This window comes from Bacillus sp. PAMC26543, assembly GCF_014250375.1.
Classification (GTDB): Bacteria; Bacillota; Bacilli; order Bacillales; family Bacillaceae; genus Bacillus; species Bacillus halotolerans.
Genome location: NZ_CP060193.1, coordinates 1,400,058 through 1,412,547, shown reverse-complemented (window position 1 = coordinate 1,412,547; position 12,490 = coordinate 1,400,058). Strand labels below are relative to the sequence as shown.

Here is a 12,490-nt window from a genome sequence, read left to right as displayed (position 1 = left end):
CCTCTACCTATGAACTAAGACCGCTTACACCATAAGCTGTCACACGTTAGAAATTGTATTTTCACTCATCAATGCCGTCTTTACTTCCTCTGTAATGGCCTGAGTGCTGCTGTATTCTTCGCCTCTCGCCAAGTCTCTTGTTCTTTTTCCGGAAGTAAGAACCTGATTGACTGCATCTTCTACAGCTTTCGCTTCTTCTTCAAGCCCGAAAGATGTTCTCAAAAGCATTGCCGCTGATAATATCGCCGCGAATGGATTTGCCATCCCTTTCCCTGCTATGTCAGGTGCTGAGCCGTGTACAGGCTCGAACAGATGGAGTCCTGAGCTTGATAAGCTGGCTGACGGAAGCATTCCGAGAGAACCTGTTAGCATGGACGCTTCGTCGCTTAAAATGTCACCAAACATATTTTCAGTCACCACGACATCAAATTGATTCGGTGCATAAATCAGCTGCATAGCCGCGTTATCAACGAGCATATGCTCAAGTTTCACATCAGGATAGTCTTTTGCGACGTCTTCAGCCACTTCCCGCCACAGCCTGCTTGATTCAAGAACGTTCGCTTTATCAACAGAGGTAACCTTGCCTTTTCTGGCAGCCGCCATTTTAAAGCCCTCTCTGATCACGCGTTCAATTTCTTCCCTCTTATAAAACAGTGTGTCTACCGCTTCTTGCTCACCTTCACTGTTTACATAGCGTTTGCTCGGCTGGCCGAAATACAAACCGCCTGTCAGTTCACGAACGATAACGAAATCAACGTTATCAATATATTCTTTTTTCAAAGGCGAAGCGTCAGAAAGGCTTTCAAACACTTTCACAGGCCGTAAATTCGCAAACAGGTCAAGCTGTTTTCTAATGCTGAGCAGACCTTTTTCGGGTCTCAGCTCCGAAGGGTTTTGATCCCATTTCGGGCCGCCGACAGCACCAAGCAAAATAGCATCAGCCTTTTTACAAATCGCAATGGTTTCCTCTGGGAGAGGGTCGTTGTGTTCGTCAATTGCCGCTCCTCCAATAAGGCCGTATTCAAATTCAAATTCATGGCTGAAGCGTTCGGCAACACTTTTCAGCACGTCTGTCGCTGATTCTAATACTTCGGGGCCGATCCCGTCTCCGGGCAATAGAGCAATCCGTTTCTTCAAATTAAGTTCTCCTTTCTTTTATGATCCGACAGCTGTATGGTTTTGCAGTCCGTTCATATTAGACTGGAAAACCAATTGACGGTTGACAGCGTTCAGATAGGCTTTCGCCGAAGCTTCTAATACGTCTTGCGCTATGCCCCGCCCTGCTGATTCTTTTCCGTTTACTACTACTCTTACATAAACCTGGGCAAATGCGTCTTCGCCTTTTCTATTGGACTGAATGCGGTAGTCTAAGAGCTCCACATCTTTATCAATACAGCGTTCAAGGGTATTGTATATCGCTTCCACGCTTCCGGCTCCTGTTGCCGCTTCCTGAATAAGCTGGGCGTTTTCTTGATTTTTCAAAGAAACCGTAGCCGTAGGGACCTGAGATGTTCCATAATGGACTTGCAGAGAAAGAAATTCATACCCAATCTTGCGGTCTGTTACTTTTTCTTCTAAAATAAGAGAGACAAGATCCTCATCAGTGATTTCTTTTTTCTTCTCAGTTAACTCTTTAAACATCGTAAAGAACTTATTAATCTCTTCACTATCAAATTGGAATCCCAATGCAGTCAGCCGGTCTTTAAATGCATGGCGTCCTGAATGCTTGCCTAGGACAAGCGCATCTGCCGTTACACCGACAAGCTCTGGTGAAATAATTTCGTATGTTGATTTTTCCTTTAAGAAACCGTCCTGGTGGATGCCTGATTCATGAGCAAATGCGTTGTCGCCCACTACCGCTTTATTTCGCGGAACAGCCATACCTGTGAACTTGCTTACTAAATCACTAGTGCGTTTTATTTCATTTAGCGTAATGCCTGTTTCGACTTGATAGAAATCTTTTCTGATATGAAGGGCAACTGCAATTTCCTCTAATGCAGCATTTCCGGCTCTTTCACCAATTCCGTTAATCGCACATTCAATTTGATCGGCGCCATTTTCGATCGCTGAGAGAGAATTGGCGACTGCCATTCCCAAATCATCGTGGCAGTGAGCTGACAGCTTTGCTTGATGAATGTTTGGAACGTTCTCTTTCATATATTTAAAGATATTCCCGTATTCTGCCGGAGCCAAATAGCCGACTGTATCCGGAAGGTTGATGACACTAGCCCCTGCGTCAATCACTTTTTCTACGATTTCCGCTAAAAACGGCAGTTCAGTTCGGCAGGCATCTTCAGCAGACCATTGAACAATCGGGAAACGCTCTTTTGCGTATCTCACCATTTCAACCGCTCTTTCGATGACCTGTTCACGCGTCATTTTCAGCTTGTGTTTTAAATGAATGTCCGATGTGGCAATGAATACGTGAATTCTTGGCTGAGCACCGTCTTTTAACGCTTCCCAGGCCGCATCAATATCACCTTTTACACAGCGGGCAAGACCTGTCACAGAACAATTTTTTATGGTTCTTGCGATTTCCTGCACAGCTAAAAAGTCACCTCGGGACGAAGCGGGAAATCCCGCTTCAATAATATCTGCCCCGAGTCTTTCGAGCTGCTTTGCTATGGCAAGTTTCTCCTGTGTATTTAAGTTTACTCCAGGGGATTGTTCACCATCACGAAGCGTCGTATCGAAAAAATTAATTTTGCGCAACGGAGACCACCGCTTCCTTCTTCTTGCCTTGTTTGACAAACGGCATCATTTCACGAAGCTTTCTTCCCACCACTTCGATTTGATGTTCGTTTTCGCTCGTATTGATTGCGTTGAAACGAGGACGGTTTACTTGGTTTTCTACGATCCATTCTTTTGCAAATGTTCCGTCTTGGATGTCTTTTAAGACTTCTTTCATTGATTCTTTTACTTTTGCGTCTACAACACGCGGCCCGGATACGAAATCTCCCCATTGAGCAGTATCAGAAATAGAGTATCTCATGCCTTCCAAGCCTTCTTCATACATAAGGTCAACGATCAATTTCAGCTCATGAAGACATTCAAAGTATGCAAGTTCCGGCTGATAACCAGCTTCAGTTAATGTTTCAAATCCAGCTTTTACAAGGGAAGTTAATCCTCCGCAAAGTACAGCTTGCTCACCGAACAGATCCGTTTCTGTTTCTTCTTTAAATGTCGTTTCCAAAACGCCTGCTCTTGCTCCGCCGATTCCTTTTGCGTATGCCAAAGCTTTATCTTTCGCTTCACCTGTCACATCTTGATAGATCGCGAACAACGCCGGTACGCCTGCTCCTTGCTCATATGTTCTTCTAACCAAATGTCCAGGACCTTTAGGCGCTACCAAAAATACGTCAACATCTGCCGGTGGAACAATTTGGTGGAAATGAACGTTAAATCCGTGAGCGAAGACCAATGATTTGCCTGCAGTCAGCTCATCTTTGATTTCAGCTTCATATACTTTTTGCTGCTGTTCATCCGGAAGAAGAACCATAATGATCTCAGCTTGAGCCGCAGCTTCTTTTACTGAAAATACTCGATGTCCGTCTTCTTGCGCCTGAGTGAAAGATTTTCCTTGTCTGACACCGACAATCACGTCAATTCCGCTTTCTTTCAGGTTCAGCGCGTGTGCATGCCCTTGTGAGCCATAACCGATAATCGCTACTGTTTTTCCAGCCAATACGTTCTCTTTGATATCACCGTTATAATATACTTTTACCATTTCAATCTCTCCCTTGTTTTGTTTTATACAATAGATATTGTTTTATTGGATGACGACTTTTGCTGAGTGCCCCTCGCAAAAGCCGTTGTACCTGTTCTCGCAATTTCTTTGATTCCATACGGTTTTAGTAATTCAATCAGCGCTTCAATTTTGTTAGATTCGCCAGTCACCTGTACAACGATGCTGTCTCTGCTGACATCAACGACAGAAGCTCTGAACGGCTCTATCATTCCGTGAATCTCTGTCCTCGTTGACGGTGCGGAAACGACCTTGATTAAGGCCAGCTCCCTTTGGACAATTGATTGATTTGTGATGTCAGTGACTTTCAGCACATCAATTTGTTTGTTAAGCTGTTTTGTCAGCTGTTCAACATCATTTTCTCCTTCAACGTGAACGACAAAGGTAATTCTGGAGACGCCGCTTGTTTCTGTGTGTCCAACTGTAATGCTTTCAATGTTGTAGTGTCTTTTTGTAAATAGACCGGTGATCCGGTTTAACACGCCGGAGCGGTTCACCACAGTCAATGTGATAATTCTTTTCAAGGTTTCACCCCCACCATTTCATGCAGCCCTTTCCCCGGAGCCACCATCGGGAATACTTTTTCTTCGCTGGCGACCCGAACGTCAATGACAACCGGTTCTTTTGATGTCAATGCCTCTTCCAGCTTTTCCTTCGCTTCTGCATCAGAGGAGATTCTGATGCCTTTAATGCCGTATGCTTCTGACAATTTGACAAAGTCCGGCTGTGAAGCGAATTTAGACTCTGAATAACGCTCTTCATAGAAAATCTCCTGCCACTGTCTTACCATTCCGAGACAAGCGTTATTTAAGATCACAACTTTAACCGGCAGATTCAATTCGCGAATAACATCAAGTTCCTGTAGCGTCATTTGAAAACCGCCGTCTCCAAGCACCGCCACCACGGTTGCATCTTTATCGGCCAGCTGTGCGCCGATCGCTGCCGGAAGGCCGAAACCCATTGTTCCAAGACCGCCTGATGTCACCCATTTATCTGCCTTTTGAAACGGATAAAATTGCGCTGACCACATTTGATGCTGGCCGACATCCGTTGCGACAATGGCTTCCCCTTTTGTAAATTGATGAATGTATTCAATCAGTTTTTGAGGTTTAAAGCCTTCTTCTTCATTGTCTACATACCAGAGCGGATACTCTTCTTTCCACTCGGCAAGCTGTTTTTTCCATTCGCTTGAATCGCCTTGTTTGCCGTTTTGTTTGATCAGCTCTTGCAGGACAACTTTGCTGTCGCCGACAACCGGAATCTGTGTTTTCATGATTTTTCCGATTTCAGCCGGATCAATATCAATGTGGGCAATCTTTGCGTTTCTCGCAAAATGTTTCAGGTTTCCTGTGACGCGGTCATCAAAACGGGCGCCGATACTGATTAAAAGATCACAGTCATGAAGGGCCATGTTCGCTGTATAAGTGCCGTGCATACCCGCCATCCCCAAGAAAAGCGGATGGTCTGCCGGGAAACCCCCAAGTCCTAAAAGCGTGTGCACAACTGGAATTTGCTGCTGCTCGGCATAATTTTTTAATTCTTCTGACGCTTTTCCGTGCAATACGCCCGCACCCGCTAGGATAACCGGTTTCTTTGCGCTGCTTACGGCTTCCACAAGCTTGCGGATCTGCAAATAATTCGGCTCCGTTGTCGGCTGATATCCCGGGAGATTCATCTCGTGATCATAGCTGAATTCTCCTTCAATTGTTGCAACATCTTTCGGAATATCGATTAGTACAGGCCCCGGTCTTCCCGTTGTCGCAATATGGAATGCTTCTTTAATGATGCGCGGCAGATCTTCCGGCTGGCGGACCTGATAGCTGTGTTTTGTAACCGGCATTGTAATTCCCAAAATGTCCGCTTCCTGAAAAGCGTCGCTGCCGATAACGGAGGTTGCCACCTGCCCTGTAAAGACGACTAAAGGCAGTGAATCAATCATGGCATCCGCAAGTCCAGTAACAAGGTTTGTCGCTCCCGGGCCTGATGTCGCAATAACGACCCCTGGTTTTCCAGAAACTCTCGCGTATCCTTCTGCTGCATGAATGGCGCCTTGCTCGTGCCGGGGAAGGATATGTACCATTCCCGAATTGTACAGCTTATCGTAGATCGGAAGTACAGCTCCGCCCGGATAGCCGAATATCATTTCTACTTTTTCTTTCTTTAATGATTCAATCAGCATTAACGCTCCGCTCATCGTCTGTGTACATTTGGCAGATGCTGAATCCACCTGTACATTAGTCCCCATTTTTAGTTCCTCCTTTTGGATTTTCATCCTCTAAAGATCATCATTTATTAGCTTTATAGCTGATTATTCAATAAAAAAAGCCCTTCCGCCCACAATCAGCCGCGCATTGAATGCGATAGCCAAAAGGGGCGAAAAGGCTCTTCTTTCCGCGGTACCACCCTTGTTTACGGCCTTTCATGCGGCCGTCTCATGGATATTCCTATCCGTTTTAATAACGAGTAAACATCATCGTTCACCCGGCCAAGTCCTACTGTGATTTCAGACTGGCACTCTGAGGCGAGTTCACCTTGTAAAGCTTCGCCGGTTCTCAGCTAATCCGGTTCTCTGTGGAAAGCTTTTTCAAGGCTACTTATCCTCATCTGCGCTTTTCATATTCAGTCTCTTGAACAGCTTTTCTGCCGTCCAAGAAGATCGTTTGTTTTTTATTTTTCAGAATCATATTGCAATCATTTGTGCTTGTGAAACTTGCGTTTATCTTTTGTTGAACTCATATTACGCCGCTTTGGACGCAGTGTCAACAGCATTTTTTAAAATTATTAGACAATTTAGATTAATCAAACTATACTGTATACGCTTTCATTATTGGTATATAAGGAATTTCAAAAGATAAAAGTTTTTGTAATTTTTTTATTAATCTATCAAGTTTACACTCGAATTTTTCAATTTCATATAAATATGTCACATAATATGACGTGTTATTGTTTCGATGAAACGTCTATATGAAAGATCTTCTCGCAAAAAAACGATTTCAGTTCGGATAGGCTCTTTCATTATTTTTCGTCATACACTGGTGTTATCTTGCAAAGAAAAGGTGATACGATGAATAAATCATTTGCAGACATCCAAGGATTTCCCGGGGGTTTTCCAAACTTTCCCCAGCCATTTTATCCGGCAGCTCCCAGCTTTTACCAGCAAGGCCATCAGCCATTTGGAGGCTTTGGATACGGACAGCCGTACAGCCAGGCATACAGCCCGCTAAGCACCCCCTCTGCTATGTACTCCTCATTTCCATATGCTTCAGGATTTTACGGGCAGCAATTTTCAGGTGCCGGCTATAGCGGCCATGGCGGCGGTTTCAGTATTCCCGCAACGCACGCCGGAGGATTCGGCGGAGCATCTGGAGTACACGGAGGATTTCGATATTAAAATATCATGAGGTGCCGAACATCTATGTTCGGCACTTGTTAATTTATTCATCTTTAATAAAGTTAATAGACTGTGAGGTTTCCTATCTTACTATTTGGAAGCAAAAAGGATATATTTTAAGATAAATGATAAGTCTGTTCAGAGTTACGGTTTTTGAGGAGGAATTCATTTTGCATATTAAAGTAGATGATTTGACCGGACATCAAGTGATCGAATTAGTGAGTGAGCATTTACATAGCATGACTCTCATGTCTCCGGCTGAAAGTATTCATGCCCTGGACATAGAAAGGCTGAAAAAACCTGAGATTACATTTTGGAGCGCTTGGGACGACAATGAATTAGCCGGCTGCGGAGCACTTAAGGAACTGGACAGCCGGCATGGAGAAATTAAGTCGATGCGAACCTCTTCTTCCCATTTAAGAAAGGGCGTTGCCAGCAAGGTTCTTCAGCACCTTATAGTAGAAGCCAAGCGGCGCGGCTATCAGCGATTGAGTTTGGAAACGGGGTCAATGACTTCTTTCGAGCCGGCAAGAAAACTTTATGAAAGCTTCGGATTCCGGTATTGCCAGCCGTTTGCAGACTATACGGAAGATCCGAACAGCGTGTTTATGACAAAGGAATTGTGAAATATAAAGGATAGATAAGTGCAGGACTATGTTTCTGTCTTATCTATCTTTTTTTGTGGTTACAATTCACCTTCTGCTATCTAGGCAGCATTTTACATTAGCAATCTGCTACGTTTTTTCCTTCTGCAGACAACTTTCTCGATTGCTTATCACACAAAAAAACCATCCAGCATTGTACTGGATGATTGAATTATTATTTATATTTATTCACTTCATACATCAAAATATTTTTAAACACAACATAATCCTTTTTACTTTCAAAAGGCCCTTTGTTGTTGTCATGCTCATCAATTTCATAAAAGCCCGGTCCCTCTCCAGCATCACGCTGCTTATACCATTTGAGGAAACCGTTCACTTCTTTCATGGACAGCTGGTACTCTTTTTGCAAACCGTTTACCATTGTAATAACAAGAAGGGCGTCTCCGTCTTCTGCTGAATTATCCTCAGAAGGGGTTGTTGATCCATTATCCTTATCTCCTGGATTCTCAGCCCCATCGGTTGGTATGTTTAAATCCTTTAATGAAATTGACATAACTGATTTAAATTTAGAGAATGCACTTCCAGTAAAACTGGATGTTTCCTCTCTTCCACCGATTACGTAGAGAGTATCATCAATAATGGCAGAAGAATGAGCCATTCTGTAGGGGACTTTAGGGTTTGTCACAGCTGTAACTGATTGACTTTTGGGATCGTACACCTTTATTCGGTTTACACCTCCAGTCATCAGAATTTTTCCTTTATAAGGAAGAGCAGAATAATATCCTGCTGTGAATCCTTTACCATTTTCTACCCATGTGTCTTTTTCTGGATCATAAACATAAACGATTTGGGGTATATAATGAGTTCCGCCAAGAATATATAGTTTATTATCAATTATTGCTGTAGAAGCTCCGGTTACTGCTCCGGTTACTTCATAATTTAATTTTTGTTTTTCCTCCCATTTCTTCGTTTCTAGATCATAACTGTAAGTCGTTGCATACGAGTTACTTGCAGAACCTACAACATAAATTTTCTTTCCAATAGCTTCTGCATAAATCTTATAGGCTGGAACCATTTTTTCAAAGGGTAAGTCAACCAATTTTTCCCACGTATCTTTTTTTGGATCATATACTTCTACTGTCTTGACAACTCCATCGTTTGACCTTCCACCCATGACATAAATTTTACCGTCAACTGTAACAGTCGCAGCTCCTCCCCTCTCCGTGGGCATGTCCGCTTTTTTTGTCCATTCATTTGTTTTAGGATCGTAGACAAACGTTTGATTCCCATAAGTACCTGATTTTACTGTCCCGCCACCTATCACATATATCTTTCCATCTACTACACCGCTGCTTGCGCCGACACGCGGCTCAGGCAAATCTGCTCTTTCTTTCCATTCAACTGTTTCCGCGCTAACTGTTTGGAGCGATTGAAACAGCGTAATCACGAATAAGAAAAAAACAATGAACCATTTTTTCAAAAGATAACACTCCTTTATTTGTTTTTCCACATAACAAATATCGGCATGACTATAAATTTTTCCATATCTGTATCCAAATATTTATTTTTCAGGAAATTCATATAATAAAAAGCTTATTCTTTTAAAAAGAAATAATATAAATTAATCTTTATGCGATTGTCGAAAACTGTGAGTGTTTTCTATTTTGTTTATTTTAAAACGTAACGGGAATTAAAGACGACAAGAACGATAAAATTTTATTTTTACAGAGGAGGAGATTAATATGACAAAAAGTGTAGTTGGTGTATACGAAACTCCACAAGAGACCATTGCAGTGATTGAAGGCTTACTAACAAAGGGGTATGATTCTGACGATATTTCTGTTGTCACAAATCGCCGGGATACCGATTATCTCGAATCCCGTACAGGGACAGAAGTAAATCAAGCCCTTGAAGCAAATGATAGCGATTCTGAATCCTTTTTCGATAAACTGAAAGATTATTTCACAATGGATGATACTGGCGCGCACAGCAAAGCATTATCAGACCTGGATATCTCAAATGATGAAATAGACAAGTATCAAGAGGATCTGGATGACGGAAAACTTCTCGTAGCCGTCGATACAGACGCAGACTTAGATGCGACTATTGATAACGGCAATGCCCTTTCAGGCGGCTTTGCAAATCCAAATGAGACAGTGGATTATACAACAAAAGAAGAAAAAACCATGCCGCTTCGAGAAGAACAGCTGAAAGTGGATAAAGAAGATATCCAAACCGGAGAAGTGGAAATCGGAAAAGAAGTCAAAACAGAACAAAGAGATATCGACATTCCGGTAAGACATGATGAAATTTACGTTGAACGCCGTCCGGTGGATGAAAACACGGCAGACGCTTCTCCCGTAAATGACTCAGAAACGGTCAGAGTTCCTATCGTTGAGGAAAAGCTCGAAGTGACAAAAAAACCAGTTGTTACGGATGAAGTGGTTGTCGGAAAACGGACTGTCGAAGAAAACGAACATATTTCCGAAACTGTGAAAAAAGAAGAACCGCGACTGAATAAAGAAGGAAATGTCCGCGATCTGGATGATGATACGTTAAATAACAAATAAAAATCATCATAAACAAAAACCTCAAATCCTTTAAGATTTGAGGTTTTTTCTTGGTACGTCCCAGGAGAGATTCGAACTCCCGACCGACGGCTTAGAAGGCCGTTGCTCTATCCAGCTGAGCTACTGGGACACGTTTTGTTTTTTTGTTTTCGCTTTAACTATCAGCGACAAGATTTATTATATATGGGATGCAATGATAAGTCAACGGTTTTTTAGAATTTTTTTCATGAGGAAGAAATTTTTCTTCCTCATGTGATATTTCATAGGGTTACCCGGTGTTGCAAATCAATGATTTCATCGCCTGCTTGGTTATAAAAACGCACTGTTGCTGTATCATTTTCTAAAGACAGTATAGCATAGCTTTCTGTGCTGCGCACTCTTGGAAGGCGGATGCTGCCGGGATTAATCAGCAGTTTTCCGCGCAGCATTTCGCTTCCTGCGATGTGTGAATGCCCGAAGCAAATGATATCCGCTCCGAGCTCCTCTGCACGATAGTATACGTTTAATAAGGTCTGTTTAATACCATGAAGGTGTCCGTGCGTAACCAATATTTTTTTGGAACCGGCCGTCAGCAGGAGCTCGTCCTTAAAATCGCCGATAAAATCACAATTGCCTTTTACAACGGAATAAGGCTCTAACGCCGGATGGCCGGTTTCAAGCTCAGAGTCTCCGCAATGAATCATGAGATCAACATCCGCTTCATGACGTTTCGCGATGGTTTGGAGTTCTTCTTCAAGCCCATGGCTGTCACTGATAATCAGCACGTTCATATATACGCTCCCCCTTATGCCTCCAACAGCTTCGACAGCTTTTTAAGTGCGTCAGCCCTGTGGCTGATTTTATTTTTTTCATCACTTGTCAGCTCTGCCATTGTCTTATCTTTATCTTTGACGATAAAGATCGGGTCATAGCCAAAGCCGTATTCACCTTTCGGCTCCTCGGCAATATACCCTTCAACATGCCCCTCAACAGTTTTTGTTTCCTCTCCCGGAATACTCACGGCAAGCGCGCAGCGAAAACGGGCCGTACGCTGCTCTTTTTCGATGCCTTTCAGCTCACTCAGCACTTTATCGATATTCGCCTGGTCATCTTTCTGTTCCCCTGCATAACGTGCTGAATAGACGCCGGGACGGCCTCCTAAATTATCAACGGACAAGCCGGAGTCGTCTGCAATCACCATTTTGTTCACTGCTTTCGCCACCGCTTCCGCTTTTAGAATCGCATTTTCTTCAAACGTATGGCCTGTCTCTTCAATTTCATCTGTAAACCCGATTTCAGCTAATGATTTTACCTCGTACCCTTTCGGCTCAAGGATTTCTTTAAATTCCTTCACTTTTCCCGGATTGTGAGTTGCAATAATTGCTTCTTTCATGATGATCAAGCCTTTCTGTCATTATTTCAGTTCTGGAAGAGAATCGCCCAGTACTTCTTTTTGCTTGTCAATCAGTTCCTGAATGCCTTTTTCTGCAAGACCGAGAAGCCCATTCAGATCCTCACGTGAAAAGGTTGCCTCTTCCCCTGTTCCCTGAAGCTCCACAAAGCGGCCGCTGCCTGTCATGATGACATTCATATCAACTTCAGCAGCAGAATCTTCTTCATAATTTAAATCTAACAAAATTCCCTGCTCTTTATCAATTCCGACAGAGATCGCTGCCAGGTAATCAGTGAGCGGGTTTGTTTTAATCGTTCCTGCTTTGAGAAGCTTGCCAACCGCAATCGCCATGGCAAGAAATGCTCCGGTAATGGAAGCCGTTCTCGTTCCTCCGTCCGCCTGAATGACGTCACAGTCAATCCAAATCGTCCGTTCGCCCAGTTTCTCTAAATCAACGACTGCCCGAAGCGCGCGGCCGATCAAACGCTGAATTTCCATCGTTCTGCCGGAAATTTTTCCTTTGGAAGATTCTCTGATCGTTCTTTGATTTGTAGCCCGCGGCAGCATGCTGTATTCAGCTGTAATCCAGCCTTTGCCTCCGCCCCGCAAAAACGGCGGTACGCGATCCTCTACAGATGCGTTGCAGATTACTTTTGTATTCCCCGCTGTTATTAGAACAGACCCTTCCGGATGGCTGATAAAGTCCAAATCAAACGTGATTGGACGCAGCTCATCATGTTGTCTTCCGTCATGTCTCATGTTTTACCTCCGATTGTATGTACATAAACCATTTTTGTCCCGGAATTG

General features: G+C 43.3%; 12 protein-coding genes, 1 tRNA gene and 1 other annotated feature. Of the genes, 3 read left to right on the top strand and 10 right to left on the bottom strand.

Annotated elements, in window-relative coordinates:
- Positions 1–39: 39 nt before the first annotated feature.
- From leuB to ilvB, 5 genes are read right to left on the bottom strand one after another with little or no spacing between them, the layout of a single operon-like run.
- Entirely contained in the window at positions 40–1,137 is a 1,098-nt protein-coding gene (leuB, locus tag H7F27_RS07030; protein ID WP_024122382.1) for a 3-isopropylmalate dehydrogenase, read from the bottom strand.
- An 18-nt stretch (positions 1,138–1,155) separates the two neighbouring features.
- Entirely contained in the window at positions 1,156–2,712 is a 1,557-nt protein-coding gene (locus H7F27_RS07025; RefSeq protein WP_185848744.1) for a 2-isopropylmalate synthase, read from the bottom strand.
- Positions 2,699–3,727 carry a ketol-acid reductoisomerase gene (gene ilvC, locus H7F27_RS07020; RefSeq protein ID WP_024122384.1) on the bottom strand — a complete coding sequence of 343 codons (1,029 nt, stop codon included), beginning with the start codon at positions 3,725–3,727 and terminating at the stop codon, positions 2,699–2,701. Before ilvC ends, H7F27_RS07025 begins: the two co-directional genes overlap by 14 nt.
- Before the next feature lie 23 nt (positions 3,728–3,750).
- Positions 3,751–4,269, bottom strand: a complete 519-nt coding sequence (ilvN, locus tag H7F27_RS07015; RefSeq protein ID WP_024122385.1) for an acetolactate synthase small subunit — start codon at positions 4,267–4,269, stop codon at positions 3,751–3,753.
- Positions 4,266–5,990 carry an acetolactate synthase large subunit gene (gene ilvB / locus H7F27_RS07010; RefSeq protein ID WP_101861318.1) on the bottom strand — a complete coding sequence of 575 codons (1,725 nt, stop codon included), beginning with the start codon at positions 5,988–5,990 and terminating at the stop codon, positions 4,266–4,268. The genes ilvN and ilvB overlap by 4 nt, the downstream gene beginning before the upstream one ends.
- A 121-nt stretch (positions 5,991–6,111) precedes the next feature.
- Positions 6,112–6,361 (bottom strand) — a binding site (T-box leader).
- A 448-nt stretch (positions 6,362–6,809) separates the two neighbouring features.
- Between ilvB and cotQ the strand changes: the two genes are divergently transcribed.
- Both cotQ and H7F27_RS07000 read left to right on the top strand, forming a co-directional pair.
- Positions 6,810–7,136, top strand: a complete 327-nt coding sequence (cotQ, locus tag H7F27_RS07005; RefSeq protein ID WP_024122387.1) for an inner spore coat protein CotQ — start codon at positions 6,810–6,812, stop codon at positions 7,134–7,136.
- 170 nt (positions 7,137–7,306) lie between these two features.
- On the top strand, positions 7,307–7,762 hold the full coding sequence (locus H7F27_RS07000) for a GNAT family N-acetyltransferase (protein WP_185848743.1): 456 nt from the start codon (positions 7,307–7,309) through the stop codon (positions 7,760–7,762).
- A 193-nt stretch (positions 7,763–7,955) separates the two neighbouring features.
- On the opposite strand, the gene H7F27_RS06995 is transcribed toward H7F27_RS07000, so the two are convergent.
- Positions 7,956–9,221 (bottom strand): Kelch repeat-containing protein, encoded by a 1,266-nt coding sequence (locus H7F27_RS06995; RefSeq protein WP_185848742.1) that lies wholly within the window; start codon positions 9,219–9,221, stop codon positions 7,956–7,958.
- Positions 9,222–9,483: 262 nt separating this feature from the next.
- Between H7F27_RS06995 and H7F27_RS06990 the strand changes: the two genes are divergently transcribed.
- Complete coding sequence (locus tag H7F27_RS06990) at positions 9,484–10,311, top strand: YsnF/AvaK domain-containing protein (protein ID WP_101861322.1); 828 nt, start codon at positions 9,484–9,486, stop codon at positions 10,309–10,311.
- 56 nt (positions 10,312–10,367) lie between these two features.
- On the opposite strand, the gene H7F27_RS06985 is transcribed toward H7F27_RS06990, so the two are convergent.
- From H7F27_RS06985 to rph, 4 genes are all read right to left on the bottom strand, one after another.
- Positions 10,368–10,441, bottom strand: a tRNA-Arg gene (locus tag H7F27_RS06985).
- Positions 10,442–10,571: 130 nt separating this feature from the next.
- Complete coding sequence (locus H7F27_RS06980) at positions 10,572–11,081, bottom strand: YfcE family phosphodiesterase (protein WP_024122391.1); 510 nt, start codon at positions 11,079–11,081, stop codon at positions 10,572–10,574.
- A gap of 14 nt (positions 11,082–11,095) precedes the next feature.
- On the bottom strand, positions 11,096–11,692 hold the full coding sequence (locus tag H7F27_RS06975; protein WP_101861323.1) for an XTP/dITP diphosphatase: 597 nt from the start codon (positions 11,690–11,692) through the stop codon (positions 11,096–11,098).
- Positions 11,693–11,704: 12 nt separating this feature from the next.
- The gene (gene rph / locus H7F27_RS06970) at positions 11,705–12,442 is read right to left on the bottom strand and encodes a ribonuclease PH (RefSeq protein ID WP_044154054.1); all 738 of its coding nucleotides are present in this window, start codon (positions 12,440–12,442) and stop codon (positions 11,705–11,707) included.
- Positions 12,443–12,490 lie beyond the last annotated feature (48 nt).

Bases quoted from the DNA above. Each gene is read 5' to 3' on its own strand.
- H7F27_RS06990 (WP_101861322.1), top strand. From the start codon at position 9,484: ATGACAAAAAGTGTAGTTGGTGTATACGAAACTCCACAAGAGACCATT.
- rph (WP_044154054.1), bottom strand. From the start codon at position 12,442: ATGAGACATGACGGAAGACAACATGATGAGCTGCGTCCAATCACGTTT.
- ilvC (WP_024122384.1), bottom strand. From the start codon at position 3,727: ATGGTAAAAGTATATTATAACGGTGATATCAAAGAGAACGTATTGGCT.
- ilvB (WP_101861318.1), bottom strand. From the start codon at position 5,990: ATGGGGACTAATGTACAGGTGGATTCAGCATCTGCCAAATGTACACAG.
- H7F27_RS06980 (WP_024122391.1), bottom strand. From the start codon at position 11,081: ATGAACGTGCTGATTATCAGTGACAGCCATGGGCTTGAAGAAGAACTC.
- cotQ (WP_024122387.1), top strand. From the start codon at position 6,810: ATGAATAAATCATTTGCAGACATCCAAGGATTTCCCGGGGGTTTTCCA.